At 47.6% G+C, this 16,182-nt stretch carries 12 protein-coding genes; 5 read left to right on the forward strand and 7 right to left on the reverse strand.

All coding sequences use genetic code 11. The features are described from left to right. The first annotated feature begins 223 nt into the window (after positions 1 to 223). Positions 224 to 3,097: a TonB-dependent receptor gene (locus KTO58_RS26345; RefSeq protein ID WP_095836546.1), complete on the forward strand. Its 2,874-nt coding sequence runs from the start codon at positions 224 to 226 to the stop codon at positions 3,095 to 3,097. Between the two features lie 89 nt (positions 3,098 to 3,186). Here KTO58_RS26345 and KTO58_RS26350 read toward each other — a convergent pair whose 3' ends face one another. Both KTO58_RS26350 and KTO58_RS26355 read right to left on the reverse strand, forming a co-directional pair. After that, positions 3,187 to 4,011 carry an HAD-IIA family hydrolase gene (locus KTO58_RS26350; RefSeq protein ID WP_095836545.1) on the reverse strand — a complete coding sequence of 275 codons (825 nt, stop codon included), beginning with the start codon at positions 4,009 to 4,011 and terminating at the stop codon, positions 3,187 to 3,189. A gap of 348 nt (positions 4,012 to 4,359) precedes the next feature. Further along, positions 4,360 to 6,726: a TonB-dependent receptor gene (locus KTO58_RS26355; protein ID WP_095836544.1), complete on the reverse strand. Its 2,367-nt coding sequence runs from the start codon at positions 6,724 to 6,726 to the stop codon at positions 4,360 to 4,362. A 486-nt stretch (positions 6,727 to 7,212) separates the two neighbouring features. Here KTO58_RS26355 and KTO58_RS26360 point away from each other — a divergent pair, with 486 nt between their 5' ends. Beyond that, positions 7,213 to 8,184, forward strand: a complete 972-nt coding sequence (locus KTO58_RS26360) for a sulfite exporter TauE/SafE family protein (protein WP_095836543.1) — start codon at positions 7,213 to 7,215, stop codon at positions 8,182 to 8,184. Between the two features lie 81 nt (positions 8,185 to 8,265). Here the strand turns inward: KTO58_RS26360 and fumC are convergent, their stop codons facing one another. From fumC to KTO58_RS26380, 4 genes are all read right to left on the reverse strand, one after another. After that, entirely contained in the window at positions 8,266 to 9,666 is a 1,401-nt protein-coding gene (fumC, locus tag KTO58_RS26365) for a class II fumarate hydratase (RefSeq protein ID WP_095841382.1), read from the reverse strand. A gap of 113 nt (positions 9,667 to 9,779) precedes the next feature. Beyond that, on the reverse strand, positions 9,780 to 10,556 hold the full coding sequence (locus KTO58_RS26370) for an enoyl-CoA hydratase/isomerase family protein (protein WP_095841381.1): 777 nt from the start codon (positions 10,554 to 10,556) through the stop codon (positions 9,780 to 9,782). A gap of 58 nt (positions 10,557 to 10,614) precedes the next feature. Beyond that, positions 10,615 to 11,352, reverse strand: coding sequence for an outer membrane beta-barrel protein (locus KTO58_RS26375; protein WP_095836542.1), 738 nt, complete (start codon positions 11,350 to 11,352; stop codon positions 10,615 to 10,617). Positions 11,353 to 11,439: 87 nt separating this feature from the next. Next, complete coding sequence (locus KTO58_RS26380) at positions 11,440 to 11,859, reverse strand: cobalamin B12-binding domain-containing protein (protein WP_095836541.1); 420 nt, start codon at positions 11,857 to 11,859, stop codon at positions 11,440 to 11,442. Positions 11,860 to 11,882: 23 nt separating this feature from the next. Between KTO58_RS26380 and KTO58_RS26385 the strand changes: the two genes are divergently transcribed. Next, positions 11,883 to 12,122 carry a hypothetical protein gene (locus KTO58_RS26385; RefSeq protein WP_157752723.1) on the forward strand — a complete coding sequence of 80 codons (240 nt, stop codon included), beginning with the start codon at positions 11,883 to 11,885 and terminating at the stop codon, positions 12,120 to 12,122. Further along, positions 12,115 to 13,782, forward strand: a complete 1,668-nt coding sequence (locus tag KTO58_RS26390) for a glutamine--tRNA ligase/YqeY domain fusion protein (protein ID WP_095836540.1) — start codon at positions 12,115 to 12,117, stop codon at positions 13,780 to 13,782. Before KTO58_RS26385 ends, KTO58_RS26390 begins: the two co-directional genes overlap by 8 nt. 73 nt (positions 13,783 to 13,855) lie before the next feature. Here KTO58_RS26390 and gltX read toward each other — a convergent pair whose 3' ends face one another. Further along, positions 13,856 to 15,388: a glutamate--tRNA ligase gene (gene gltX / locus KTO58_RS26395; protein ID WP_095836539.1), complete on the reverse strand. Its 1,533-nt coding sequence runs from the start codon at positions 15,386 to 15,388 to the stop codon at positions 13,856 to 13,858. 121 nt (positions 15,389 to 15,509) lie between these two features. Here gltX and KTO58_RS26400 point away from each other — a divergent pair, with 121 nt between their 5' ends. Beyond that, entirely contained in the window at positions 15,510 to 16,136 is a 627-nt protein-coding gene (locus tag KTO58_RS26400) for a polysaccharide deacetylase family protein (RefSeq protein WP_095836538.1), read from the forward strand. Positions 16,137 to 16,182: the final 46 nt, after the last annotated feature.

Below are 16,182 nucleotides of genomic sequence, written 5' to 3' on the forward strand. Positions count from 1 at the left end.
AAACAAGAAGGCGTAACAGACCAACTGTTACGCCTTCCTGTTTATAAAAAGATTACTGCACAACCCCTTGCTAACCAGTTACATTGTAAGACCAGTCCCCCACCCCGCCTCCAATCCCCGTAAATAAAGTCCTCGGAAATTTTGTAAATAAGCAATAGGCACACTAATTTAGTCCACTAATTCTATAGACTATTAACATTAAAACCACCAAAATCACATTTTAATGAAAGCACTCACCTATGCTTTGACATTTATACTCTTATTATTGCTAAGTCTTCCAGTATACCTTCAGGCACAGGAAAGCAATATCGTCGTGATATCCGGAGCTGTCAACGACCAGGAATCAGGCGCCCCCCTTGCAGGAGTGAGTGTGGTCATTAAAGGTACAGTATCCGGCACCGCCACGGACAACAAAGGAGCATTCAGCATTAAGACCAAACTGAAATTTCCATTTACATTGGTCTTTTCCATGGTAGGCTTTGAACCTAAGGAATACACGGTCAACGGTATCGATTCCAAATTGAATATAGGCCTGCTGACCCAGACCGTATTAGGTAAAGAGGTGGTAGTAACGGCTTCCCGTGTGGAAGAAGCCGCTATGAAGTCCCCGGTAGCCATCCAAAAACTGGATATCAGGGCCATTAAAGAGTCTCCTGCACCTAGTTTCTACGATGCACTGGAAAATGTAAAAGGTGTCCAGATGACCACCTCCAGTCTAACATTTAAAGTGCCCAATACCCGTGGATTTAATATTCCCAATAACTTCCGCTTTATGCAGCTCGTAGATGGCGTGGATATGCAGGCTGCCACATTGGGAGTACCGCTTGGCAACGCGATCGGTCCTACAGAACTGGATATTGCTAGTGTTGAGATCACCCCGGGTGCCGCCTCCGCATTATATGGTATGAATGCAATTAATGGGATGGCCAACCTAATCACTAAAAGCCCCTTTTTATACCAGGGACTAAGTGTATATCAGAAGGTAGGCGTCAATCATGTCGATGGTACCGATTACAATCCCAGCGTCCTGACAGAAACTGCCATCCGCTATGCTAAAGCTTTTCATAACAAGTTCGCCTTCAAGATCAATGCGAGTTACATGAGAGGTACTGACTGGCTTTCCAATACCAAAACAGATCAAAACCCTTATAATCTTACTTCGGCAAACCCGGCCTTCCCGGAGCTCAGTGGAGACAATAATCCCGCGTATGATGCCTGGAATCGTTATGGCGATGAGAACAACAACAACGTACCGGTAAGCGTACTCTATAAAGGCAAAAACCAGACATTCAATGTACGCCGCACCGGGTACTGGGAAAAAGACCTGATCAATCCTAAAGTGGAGAACCTGAAAGCTGACCTGGCTTTACACTACCGGATCAGTGAAAAAGCAGAACTGTCATACGCTTTCCGCTATGGACGTATGGATGGTGTATTTCAACGGGGTAATAAGATACAGCTGGACGGCGTGACCGTCATGAATCATAAAGTCGAATTGAAAGGCCCCAGCTATTTCGCAAGAGCTTACGTATCTATTGAAAATACGGGTGATTCCTATAACCTCAAACCATTGGCAGACAACCTCGACCTGAATAACGGTACAAATGATCAATGGGGGGCCCGCTTCAAGACTAGCCTGCAGGATCAGATCGATAAGTCAGGTGGTAATGTAGACCTGGCCGCCGCCATGAAGATTGCCCGCTATGCAGCAGATGCCGGCCGCGTACAGCCCGGTACCCCTGCTTTTGACGCCCTGAAGAAAACGATCATAGGCGTCAACAACTGGGACATCGGCTCCGTAATACCTGGTGCTCCTGCTACCGGTGGCGCCTGGCTTTCACAAAAGAGCCGTATGTACAATCTCGACGGACAATGGGATCTCACTCAAAAGATCAAAGCTTTCAACCTGTTGGTAGGGGCAGACCTCCGCGTTTACCAGGTGATACCGGACGGTAATAACTTCGTCGACTTCAAACGCCCCCTGGCAGAACGGACACAACCTGGTGGTAACAATGTATACTATACGAAATATGGTTTTTTCGCACAGGCCACTAAGACCTTCTTCGACGAAAAACTGAAACTCACCGGCTCTCTCCGCTTTGATCAGAACCTTGAATTTCAGCCCAAGGTCAACCCCCGGTTAGCAGTAGTATATACGCTGGCAGAGAAACACAACTTCCGTGCTTCCTATCAGAATGGTTTCCGTTTCCCCGCACTGTTTGAAGCATTGTCCTTTGTAAACAATGGAAACGTAAGAAGAGTGGGTGGGCTCGATTTTATCAACGAAGGACTGGGATACCTGGATAACTCCTATACCCTGGGCTCTATCAATGATTTTAATGCAGCAGTCAATAAAGAGGTAGCCAATGGCATGAATAAGAATGACGCGGCGCTGAAAAATAAAGCTATCTTGTCTATTACCAATCTGTCACCTACCCGCCCAGAAAAGATCAACTCCTTTGAAATAGGTTATCGCAGTGCCCTGCTGGACAATAAGCTGGTAGTGGATTTTGATGCCTACTACAATATCTATGACGGATTCCTTGGACAAGTGGAGGTGGCAGTACCCTCCAGTGGAAAAGTAGGATCAGATGCCGCTGTATTGGATATGCTTGCCCGATCCAAACAAACGCGTTATAGGGTATTCACCAATGCCAAAAACGACTATCATAACTATGGTTCTTCCCTGGGAGTAACCTATAACTTCTATAAGAAGTTTACGATCTCGGGCAACCTGAACTACAATAACATCGTCAACAATAAAGAAAAGGATGTATTTGTGACGGCATTCAATACACCTAAATGGGTGACCAATATATCTATCGGTAACCGGGAGCTACTGAAAAATTTCGGCGCTAATATTGTATGGCGCTGGCAGGACACCTTCCTGTGGGAAAGCCCTTTGGCAAATGGTGTTGTACCCGCATACAGCGTAGTCGATGCGCAGGTGACCTATCGCATTCCCAAGATAAAAGGCACCATTAAAGTAGGTGCATCCAATATATTCAACAACAGGTATATACAATATGCGGCTGGTCCTACCATCGGTGGCTTATATTATGCTGCTTTCACCCTGGAAGGACTACTAGCGAAATAATACTATCCCCTGATCCCCTTTAACTCCCGGAGTACCATTACAGATGGATATCTCCGGGAGCCTTTATTGTTGATTATAGATGTCTCGCTTTATAAGGAGGTCTGATAAGCAACCTCCATTTTACTGTTCATTACCTGCATAAACAGGTCCTCGTTCAGCAGGTCATTTACAGACTTGATGATAAAATCAGGGGAGTAGCCAAAATGTGCCAGGTCTTTCTCCTGCGTCACACCGGAAAGGGTCAGTACAGTCGTGAATCCCATAGAGCCCGCACCCAGTATATCCGTGCCCATGGTATCGCCGATCATGACCGTTTCATCGGTCGTTAGCTGCAGTTCCTTTCTGGCCATCCGCATCATAATAGGACTAGGCTTTCCCACACTGAAGGCTTTGATACCCGTGGCAAATTCAAGCATCGCCACCAGGGCACCACAACCGGCCCTGTATTTACCATTACCTACCGGACAGTTCGGATCCAGGTTGGTAGCAATCAGTTTCGCGCCGTTCATGATCATATTGATCGCTTTATCTACGGATTCCAGCATAATAGTACGCCCTTCTCCTATGATCACATAGTCCGGCTGATCATCCACGATCGAATAGCCTGCATTATAAAGCTCTGTAAGTAATCCCCCCTCTCCGATCACATAGGCAGTACCATGGCTCTTTTTACTGGCCAAATACCTGGCAGTAGCGGTACCGCAGGTAAAGATGTCATGTTCATTCACATGAAATCCCATCTTCTTTAGCTTGTAGCTCACATCACGACTGGTACGCTGGCTGTTATTGGTAAGGAAAAGGAAAGGGATTCCCTTCTCTCTAAGGCCATTAATAAACTCTACAGCACCGGGAATAGGCTCACTTCCCTTGTAGATCACGCCATCCATGTCGATTAAAAATCCCTTTTGTTTCATAGTAATTTGATTCTGGTTATTGTTGAACAATAGAATATTCCGATAAATAACATGGAATAGATAAAAGCTGCATGGAATAATAAAGGCGAGAATTAGAGCGGGGATAACAATGGTTTCATCAGGTTTTCCAGTTACAAGTTAAGCATTAACTGCCGGAAATAAAAATTATGGAAATATTATCTAATGCTGAGTAGGCTGACCTTCAGTTTACATGACTATCCTACATATCTCCCGTCCACCTTTTCCTTAGTTAGGGTATATCATTTGTATATCTCCCGTCCACCTTTATAAAACAGAAGGCCGGTCGTCACGACCGGCCTTCTGTTTTATAACTAACAATGACATCTACTAAAATCTATATCCTACGCTGACACGGAAATTGCGTGGTGCTTCAGATACCCAATAGAAAGCTTTCGTACTGCCAAAGGCATATGGAGCCCCGGAGAACAGATAATCATTCAGTATGTTGTTGATATTCAGGGCTATACTGTATTTTTTATTTTGCCAGGAGATGCTACCATCCAACCTGAAATAATCAGGAATTTGTTGCTCAGATCCATCAAATACATACCATGCATAACGGCCTATCTGGTATTGATAGCCCAGTGACACGCCAAAACCTTTCAGACGGCCGGTGGGTAAACGGTAAGATAACCAGGCATTGGTTACATGCCGGGTAACGCCGGGTGTTATGTTACCAATAGTTTTGGAATTAGCAGTATCCTTCGCGATGCGGGAATCGGCATAAGCGTAGTTCAGCATTAGGTCCAGCCCTTTGGCGAGTTCTCCCTTTACATCTACCTCGACACCATTGGCACGAATACCGCCGATTTGTATAGAATAAATGTGGTTGGGATCGTTGGGATCACCAGTAAGTACGTTGTTTTTGGTATAATGATAAAGTGCTACAGTACTATTCCATCTGCCGCCAAACCAATCGCGTTTGAAACCAACTTCATAACTGTTGCCAGTTACCGGTTTGAAGCGATTTCCAGCACGATCACGGCCTGGTTGCGGAACAAATGCCTGATCAAATACTGCATATACAGAAGTCTGCTTATCCAGTGAAGCACTTAGACCTACCCGGGGAGTGAACTTCTTGTCATCAGTAGAAGAACTGCCGGCATCGTTGGCATCCGTAGACACAGTATACCTGCCTGCTAATGTCAACCGCAATTTATCATGAAAGAACTGGAGCTCGTCCTGAACATACAAAGACGCATACTTCTGTGATACAACATATATACCTGTCCTTTCGGTGATGGGTATAGAACGGTCAAATACCGGGATGCTGCTATGGGCAATGGCATGATTCGGGTGATAGATATTAAAGCTGGCAGTAGCGTCTAAAGGCGCATTCTGAGAGAAATCGGCCCAATAGTCCTTAATACCAAGGTCTACTCCCGCCAGGATACGATGTGTTACAGCACCTGTCCGTACATCACCGTTGACAAACACCTGTCCGAATGCATTTTTACCAAGTGCATCCCAGATGGTAATGCCGCGTTGCATATTACCCGCTTCGTCAATGGTACGTGGCCAAAGGCTTGTACCGACCTGCCTGTAGTTAAAATAAGCCAATTGAGTGGTCAGGCTCCATTTACTGTTGAAAGAGTGATTGAATGCCAGCAATACACGATGATCGTTAATATTGGTTGGGTCGATATCCGGACTGGCAGTAGTCCAGTTCCTGGGAACATCTTTAAACCCTTTGGCGGAATATTGATAGGCTGCACCTGGTGCCCGCATACGACTGAACTGATAGTCATATTCCAATGTCAACGAAGTATGGTCGGTAAAGTTGTATTTTAATACAGGCGCTACGGAAACACGGTCATTGAAATCATAAGGAACGAATGAGCCCTTCTTCTGTCCCATCACATTAAGACGATACAGCAGTTTACCTTTGCTGTCTACTTTACCGTCTACATCTGCAGTGGCCCTGTAGGTATCAAAACTTCCGGCAGTAAATGTCACCTCTCTGCGGTTAATGCCGGTAGGTTTTTTGGTCACTACGTTGTACATACCCCCAGGTTCAGCATTCGCCAGCATAAAACCAGCCGGACCTTTGATAAATTCAACGCGGTCTACAAAAGACATATCCTCCGTCAGCGGCCCCCAGGGCATGCTCACATTCATACCATCGCGAAGGGCGGGGATCTGTGTACCACGAGTATAGATCAACGCATAGTTGTCCCAGTGCTCCCCACGGGTCACACCACTGACGTTGCGGGTCACTCCCTCAAGCATGTCAAATACCTGCTGATCAGCCAGGAGTTTACTATTTACTACCTGGATGTTTTGAGGGATCTCCAATAAAGGCGTTTTGATACGTAAAGTAGGAGATACATTTTCGGCTTTATACCCTTTTTTCAAACCGTTCACCACAACCTCCTGCAATTCAGATGCAGATTCCTGGAGAACGATATCCGGTACCTGGAGAGTTTCACCAGCGCTGAGTTGTATAGCCTGTTCCGTGGATTGTACACCTACAGCGCTGATCTTGAGTATATAATTACCTGCTTTTACCTTTTCGAATTTATATTGACCTTGTTCATCGGTGATGGCGCCGGCATGGCTGCCTTTAAGACCTATGGTTACATATCCTGCGGGCTTATGGTCTGCGGTAAAGACCGTTCCCTTAATGCTGCCGCTTTGTGCCATTGCAAATATTTGTAGCAGCAACAGACAAAGCGAGAGTAGCGTTCCTTTCATGACTATTTTTCTTTAGAAATGCAAAGCTGGCCGCTATGCTGTTCTTGGGTAGATCAATAAAGGAAAAAATATTACGCAATAGGGAAAATTAAACCAATCTCTGCCATTGCGACGTCTTTCTGGTAATTGTTCCAGCTTCTTTTGCCTGTAATCCCACTTGTGACTTGCCCTGCTTTCATACCCTCTTGGCATTTCTTTCTCCAGGTCCCACATCTCCAACGCCCTTCACCCCTTATACCTCTATTCTCCCTTCCCCACAGCCTCCCTCTCTTGCCGTCCTCACCTCCTCCTAATAATCGCCTCCCGCCCCCGCGCCAATGCCCCTTCCCCCATACTCCCCCACCTCGCCGTGCCCTCACAGTCCCCCCTCCAGCCCACCACTACTTGCCGCTCCCCCAAATAATAAAATATGCCTTCTTTTTTTGGATGCTGAAGAATTACTACTATCTTTAGTCTATAATTTTAATAGGGTTATAAACTTAGCACATGTCCCATAACGAGGTGATAGACAAAGTCGAACAAAAAAGGGCCACTTTAGAGACGCAGGAGGTGTTGATAGATCTTGTAAATGAGGAAAATAAGCGTAAACCTGCCATCTGGATACTGATAAGCCTGCTTGTTGCCGCCACAATAGCCGGCCTTTGGGTAACCTATTATTATAGCGTACCCGTTGAAACCCAAACACATGTGTACGGCTTTGTACAATCGTTGTTCACAGAACAGCTGTTGTTCTATATCCTCGTCGGACTCGCCGCTCAAATGGTAGACGGCGCTCTAGGAATGGCTTATGGTGCTACTTCCTCTTCCTTATTGCTCGGCCTGGGTATACCACCCGCTGTCACCAGCGCCAGTGTACACGTAGCAGAAGTATTTACTACGGGTGCCTCCGGCATCGCACACTTTCGTTTCGGTAACGTTAATAAGAAATTGTTCCTTTATCTGCTCATCCCTGGTATGACTGGTGCCATTATAGGGGCATATCTCCTTTCCGAAAAAATAGATGGAGACGTCATCAAACCTTTCATGAGCGCTTACCTCATGATATTGGGTGTCATCGTCATCCGCAAAGGACTGCAGAAAAATAAACCTAAAAGTAAAACCAAACGCCTGGGACCACTGGCTTTCTTCGGTGGATTCATGGACGCCATCGGCGGCGGTGGCTGGGGACCTATTGTTACCTCCACTTTGCTGAGTAAAGGACGCACCGTACACTATACGATCGGCTCCGTAAATGCAGCTGAGTTCTTTATCTCCGCCGCCAGTTCCATCACATTTCTGATATTCGTAGGGATCAACAGCTGGCAGGTAATCATCGGACTGGTGATCGGTGGCGTCATCGCCTCTCCATTCGCAGCCCTGTTGGTAAGAAAGATCAAACGTAAACCCCTGATGATCATGGTCGGTATACTGGTGATCCTGATGAGCCTTCGTACCATCATTATGGTACTCTGGCACTAATTATATTAATCTGCCGCGTAAATAAAAAAGGGGAAAAGATCATGTCTTTTCCCCTTTTCTTATTCGTTGAATAGTAATCGCTTATTTCAATTCTCCCACCATATCTCCTGGTATTACCCACTCGTCAAACTGTTCAGGTGTCACATAACCGAGTTTCACTGCAGTTTCTTTCAGCGTAGTACCTTCTTTGTGAGCGGTCTGCGCGATCTCTGCTGCTTTGTAATAACCGATCCTGGTATTCAGCGCAGTAACCAGCATCAGGGAGTTGTCAACGTGCTTTTTGATATTTTCTTCTATCGGGGCAATACCTACCGCACATTTATCATTAAAGCTGACACAACCGTCGCCGATCAGGCGGGCAGAATGCAGAAAGTTGTAGATCATCACCGGCTTGAACACGTTCAGCTCGAAATGACCGGTAGCACCACCGATACCGATAGCTACATCGTTCCCCATTACCTGGGCAGCGATCATAGTCAGCGCCTCACACTGGGTGGGGTTCACTTTACCTGGCATGATACTGGAACCTGGCTCATTATCAGGGATGAATAACTCCCCGATACCAGAACGGGGACCCGAACTCAGCATACGGATGTCGTTGGCGATCTTCATCAGGCTCACCGCCACGGTTTTCAATGCACCATGAGCCTCTACGATAGCATCATGTGCAGCCAACGCTTCGAATTTATTCTCCGCAGTCACAAAAGGCAAACCAGTCAGGTCAGCAATCTGTTTAGCAACGTTAACGGCATAACCTTTAGGGGTGTTGATACCAGTACCTACTGCAGTACCGCCCAGTGCCAGTTCGCTCAAGTGTGGAAGACTGTTCTGAATAGCCTTCAGACCATGGTCCAGCTGAGATACATAACCACTGATCTCCTGACCTACAGTAAGCGGCGTCGCATCCATAAAGTGGGTACGGCCGATCTTCACAATATGCATAAAAGCCTTGGACTTCTCTGCCAGAGTATCACGCAGCTTTTTGATACCGGGAATGGTCACCTCTACCAGCATCTTGTAAGCAGCAATGTGCATCGCTGTTGGGAAAGTATCATTGGAAGATTGTGACTTGTTCACATCATCATTAGGATGGATCACCTTGTCTTTGTCAGTCAGCTGACCACCATTGATCACATGTGCACGGTAAGCCACCACTTCATTTACGTTCATATTAGATTGTGTACCGGAACCTGTCTGCCACACTACCAGCGGGAACTGATCATCCAGTTTACCTGCCAGTATCTCATCACACGCCTGGCCGATCAGTTGCGCCTTCTCTGCCGGCAGTACACCCGCTTCCTGGTTGGTCAGCGCCGCCGCCTTCTTCAGATAGGCAAAAGCACGGATGATCTCTTTAGGCATCCGGTTGATATCCTGCGCAATCTTGAAATTGTCGATGGAGCGTTGTGTCTGGGCACCATAATAGGCATCTACCGGTACCTTTACCTCTCCCATCGTGTCTTTCTCTATTCTGAATTCCATATGCTTATTTTTGAGGCACAAACCTACGTAACCAACGGACAATTTCCAATTCCGGACTGGCCGTCCCATCTGTGGTACTGTAAGGCTGTGCTGCCTCTATGCCCGTTACAGGCCTATTCTCCTTTAAATTTAGGCTCTCTTTTTTCTACAAATGCCGCTGCTCCCTCCTGCAAATCCTTCGTCGCAAAACAAGCAGCAAACTCGTTCATCTCCGTCTCATAACCGTCCAGGTCTTTGTCGATCGCTGCATTAGTACATTTGATCACCTTCGCAATGGCCAACGGCGCCTTTCCGTGTATCTTCTGTAAGATCTCCATCACCTTCGGCATTAATTCCTCCTTACCCACCACATGATTGACCAATCCCAGCTGATGAGCCTCCTCTGCACCGATCATATCAGCCGTCATCATCAACTCCAGCGCTTTCCCCTTTCCGATCAACTGTGTCAGCCGCTGTGTACCACCATAACCAGGTATCAATCCCAGTTTTACCTCCGGCTGACCGAATTTGGCATTCGCACTCGCTACACGGAAGTGGCAGGCCATCGCCAGCTCACAACCACCCCCAAGCGCAAAGCCATTCACCGCCGCAATAATAGGTTTCGGACAATCCTCTATCCGTTGGAAAATTACCTGCCCGCGTTTGGCCAGGTCAGCACCCTCCTGGGTAGACAGCGTCAGGAACTCAGCAATATCAGCTCCCGCTACAAATGCCTTTTCTCCCGAACCAGTAATGATCGCACTGCGTATAGCCGGTTTCGTATATACTTCATCGATAGCAAGCGCAAGATCTGCCATTACCTGCCGGTTCAAAGCATTCATCTTATCCGGCCTGTTAATGGTAATGATAAGCGTATGGTCTGTCAATTGGGTTTGCAAAGTCTGATACATGATACGTGTCATTTATTGTATCGACTAAGTTAAGGCATTATGCGTTGCGGGCCCTCCGCTAAAAATAATCCTGGTAACCCCGCTGTTTACCATGCTTCATATTGATCCGTGCAAAGTCATAACTGAGCGTTACAAAAAATAACTTGGCATCCAGCCCCTCGTAAGGCTTCACATTAGCTTTCGAATAATCCTGGTTGAAGAAGTTGGTGGGATAATATTGTACTTTAAGACCAAATCCCGGGCTGGCACGCAATCCTGCAAATACAGATGGCATCAGGATAGGCGTGCGGTCGCTGAACCACTGGTTGTACTTGCGCTCCTTATGACCATTTACAAATTGTTTCTCTTTGTAATTGAGTGCCAGGTCATAGGCGCCGCCGGCAAAAAAGAAAAGCCCATAACGGCGCAGGTTACCGATCTTAAAACCAATGGGAATACCTAAGGTATACACTCTCCGCTTCAGTCGCAAAGAGTCCGTAGCATCATTGATCAAACCGATGTTTTTCAGACTTACCCCGGTAAAAATTCCGAAATTATTCGAGAAGTTGTGGTTGATATTCACGCCTATATGCAGAAAGGCAGAGAATCGGGGAATGTTACGTACATGATTGCCGTTAGATTTCATCTGGGCAAAAGATAAGATCGCTCCGTCACCACCCCAGGTCAGATAGGTACGGCTTTTATACCTGGAAGGAGCTTCATAATGGGAAGTGCTACGGCTACTATCTTGTTGGGCAATAGCTGGCAGGCATGCCAATAACAGGCAGGCGGCGTACAGTGCGAAAATTTTTTTCATAGTGTTGTTGATTATACCGTCGGATAATGCGTTTCCACTGGTAAGACGATCAACGTGGAATAAAGTTTCAACGGGAATTTATAATTATCAGAAATTACGGTGAGCAGCCACCCAATCCGCAATGTAAGCAGATATCTCCTGGGTATTGGTGCCCGGTGGGAACAACTTTCCTACCCCCATCGCCTGGAGCTCCTGCATGTCCATATCAGGAATAATACCGCCACCGGTCAGCAGTACATCATCCATACCTTTCTCTTTCATCAAGGCAATGATCTTGGGGAAAACGGTCATATGAGCACCAGACAGGATACTGATACCGATGGCATCCACGTCCTCCTGCAAGGCCGCATTCACGACCATTTCCGGCGTCTGCCGGAGCCCGGTGTATATTACTTCCATACCTGCATCCCGCAGAGCAGCGGCTATTACCTTCGCTCCCCGGTCATGTCCGTCCAATCCTACTTTGGCTACTAGTACCCTCAACGGGCGTTTTGTCGGGTTGACCATACCTGTTTTACTTAAGGTTGTAAATGTATGATTTTTTTGCGCCATACCGCATCACCGCTCACAGCATACATGTTAGCACTCCCCACTCCTCCCCTCGCATCCTTCCTTCTACCATGCCTCGCTTCCTTCCTCCTCCCACACCACCATCTGCCCACACCCTCCCCACCGTTCCTCTCATACACAACGCCTCCCCGCCCCGCCACTCCTTCGTAGACTATTTTAGTTATATTTGCCGTCCTGTAAACTGTAAATATTATGAGTGAAGAACGATCTCTCAATTTTATCGAACAAATTGTAGAGGAAGATATAGCCAACGGCAAACACGGAGGACGCATCCTGACCCGATTCCCCCCCGAACCTAACGGCTATCTGCACATCGGCCATGCTAAATCCATCTGCCTCAATTTCGACCTCGCAAAGAAATATGGCGGCCAGACCAACCTGCGCTTTGATGACACCAACCCCGTAACAGAAGATACTGAATACGTAGACTCCATAAAGGCCGACATCAGTTGGCTGGGCTTCCAATGGGCCCAGGAACTGTATGCCTCCGACTATTTCGACCAACTGTACGCATTCGCCGTAACACTCATCCAAAAAGGATTAGCTTACGTCGATGACCTGTCATCAGAACAGATCGCTGCTCTTAAAGGCACCCCCACCGAACCCGGAAAAGACAGCCCGTTCCGCAATCGCACTATAGAAGAAAACCTCGACCTCTTCACCCGCATGCGCAACGGCGAATTCAAAGATGGAGAAAAAGTACTGCGCGCCAGAATAGATATGGCCGCTATCAATATGCACATGCGCGATCCCATCATCTACCGGATCAAACATGCACACCACCACCGTACCGGCGACAAATGGTGCATCTATCCCATGTACGACTTTGCCCACGGACAAAGCGATAGCATCGAACAGATCACCCACTCCCTCTGTACCCTCGAATTCATACCGCACCGGGAACTGTATGACTGGTTCATCGAAAAACTGGAAATCTTCCCCTCCCGCCAATACGAATTCTCCCGCTTCAACCTCGGATACACTGTAATGAGTAAACGTAAACTCAAACAATTGGTGTCCGAAGGCCACGTACGTGGCTGGGATGATCCTCGTATGCCTACCATCAGCGGACTGCGCCGCCGCGGATACACCGCTGCCAGCATCCGTATGCTCTGCGAAAAAATAGGCGTACAAAAACGCGATAACCTCATCGACATGAGCCTCCTCGAATTCTGCATCCGGGAAGAACTCAACAAAACAGCTAATCGCGTAATGGCCGTCCTCGATCCGGTAAAACTAGTCCTCTCCAACTTTCCCGCCGACCTGGTAGAATACACCCAGGCCGACAACAACCCGGAAGATCCCAACGCCGGCCATCGCATGCTGCCGTTCAGCCAAACCCTCTACGTAGAACGGGAAGACTTCATGGAGAACCCTCCCAAGAAATTCTTCCGCCTCGGACCCGGCCTCATGGTACGCCTCAAAAATGCGTATATCATTAAATGTGAAGGCTTCGATAAAGACGAAAATGGAGAAATAAGCACCATCTACTGTACTTACATCCCCGAAAGCAAAAGCGGAGCAGATACCAGCGGTATCAACGTAAAAGGTACCATCCACTGGGTAAGCGCCGCCCACGCCGCTAAAGCAGAAGTACGCCTCTACGATCGCCTGTTCACAACAGAAACTCCAGGCAGCGAAGAAGAAGACTTCAAATCCTTTATCAACCCTAACTCCCTGCAGGTCATCTCCGAAGCCTATATAGAGCCCGGACTGCTGGAAGCCAAACCAGGCGACCGTTTCCAGTTCCTACGCAAAGGCTACTTCACCGTCGATCCCGATACCACTGCCGATAAAGTAGTGTTCAACAGGACCGTTACCCTCAAGGACACCTGGGCAAAAGAGGCCGCCAAAGGATAAATAAAAAGATTAACATAAAAAGAGAAGGGAGCGGTCATCACCGCTCCCTTCTCTTTTTATTTCAGTAGTTATCTTATGCATTGATAGCCGCCAAACCCTGTTGTATACGGGAAATGGTCTCCTCTTTTCCAAGCGTTGCCGCAATCTGGAATACCGCCGGCCCAAACTTACCCCCGCAAAGCATAATGCGGAAAGGTAGCTGTAACTCTCCCATCTTGATGTTTTTGGCCGCTGCCAATGCCTTGAAACTCTCCTCCAGCCCTGCGAAACTAAAGTCCGCCTGACCCTCCAGCTGACCCGCCCAGTCCAGGAAGAACTGCTGCTTGTCATCATTCCATTTAGGCTTCACCGCCGCAATATCATAACTCTCCGGCTTGCCGAAGAAGAAAAAGCCGTGATCCCAGATCTCATTTACATAATGACAACGGTCCTTTACAAGCCCCGCTACAGTCGTTACATAATCAGGCGTCGCCGTCACCCCCTTCTCTGCTAGCACCGGCATAAAGAGCGCCGCTAACCTGCTGTCCGCAGCCTGCTGGATATATTGATGGTTGAACCAACGCGCTTTCTCAATGTCGAACTTCGCACCAGACTTATGTACACGCTCTATGGAGAACTTAGATACCAGCTCCTCCAGCGAAAATATTTCCTGGCCGCTACCATCATTCCATCCCAGCATCGCCAGCATGTTCACAAATGCCTCCGGCAGATAACCACGTTCCCGGAAGCCCTGCGTCAGGTCTCCGGTTTTTGCGTCTTGCCAGTTCATCGCATACACCGGAAAACCTAAACGGTCTCCATCACGTTTACTCAACTTACCATTACCATCCGGTTTTAATATCAGCGGCAAATGCGCCCACTGAGGCATGTACTCCAGCCATCCCAGCTGCTTCCAGAGCATAATATGCACCGGCGCCGATGGCAGCCATTCCTCGCCCCGGAAAGCATGCGATATCTTCATCAGGTAGTCATCCACCACTACCGCAAGGTGATAGGTCGGCATACCGTCCGCTTTCAGCAGCACTTTGTCATCTACCGTACCCGTGTTAAACTGCACTTCGCCACGCACCATATCCGTAAAACTCACCGTCTCATCCGAAGGCATCTTGATACGGATCACATGAGGCGTATTCTTCGCCAGCAACTCCTGTACGTCCGCATCTGGCATCGTCAGCGAATTGCGCATATGCTGCCGCGTAATATGATTATACTGAGGAGAAGGATTCTCTGCCGATTTCAGGCGCTCCCGCATCGCGTCCAGCTCCTCCGGTGTTTCAAAAGCATAATAAGCATCGCCCTGCTGGACCAGCTGCTCCGCATATTGACGATACGACGCCTTCCGCTCACTCTGGCGATAAGGTGCAAAAGGTCCACCCACATGAGGGCCCTCATCCGCATTCAACCCACACCAACGCAAACATTCAATAATATATTCCTCTGCCCCGGGTACATAGCGGGTCTGGTCTGTATCTTCTATCCGCAACACAAAATCTCCTTTGTGCTGCTTCGCAAATAAATAGTTGAATAATACCGTACGTACACCACCCAGGTGCAGCCCTCCCGTAGGACTGGGCGCAAAGCGTACTCTTACTTTGTCATGTGCCATAGGCAGCAAATATAATGTATAGTTTTATATTGATCCCGACGCCCAGCATACTAACAATCCCATTCATCGAACCGTAGCGTCGGGAAAACGTTATAACTTTACCTTCACTTAAACGACATCCATGTTTTATTTGACCAAAACACCGGCAATAGTCAAGGCGATATATAAAAGCTGCACCTGGAACCTCTCTCCGGCAAATCACACCATATATCTCACCTTCGACGATGGACCGCATCCTACAGCTACTCCCTTCGTACTCGAACAGCTAAAGAAATACGAGGCCAAAGCCACCTTTTTTTGTATAGGCAAGAACGTAGTCGCCTACCCTGACATCTACCAACGCATACTGGAAGAAGGGCATGCCGTCGGCAACCATACACATAACCACCTCAATGGCTGGAAAACAGGCACCGATAAATATATTGCCAACATACTGGAAGCCCGCCAGTATATCAATTCCAACCTCTTCCGACCACCTTATGGCAGGATCACCCCCTTCCAGATCAAAAGCCTGAAATCCAAAATACAAGATGCCAAAATAATAATGTGGGACGTGCTGAGCGCCGATTTTGACACCACTATCACCGGCGAACAGTGCGTACAGAATGTCGTATTCAAAACAAAACCTGGATCTATCATCGTATTCCACGATAGCGAAAAAGCCTGGGACAGAATGTCCTACGCACTCCCCAGGATACTGGAATTTGGCAGGAAAGAGAAATATGCCATGAATGCGATCCCGTACTAAACATACCCATAAATAGTAAGGGCTAGCCAGGATATCTGACCAGCCC

Source organism: Chitinophaga pendula (assembly GCF_020386615.1).
Lineage (GTDB): Bacteria > Bacteroidota > Bacteroidia > Chitinophagales > Chitinophagaceae > Chitinophaga > Chitinophaga pendula.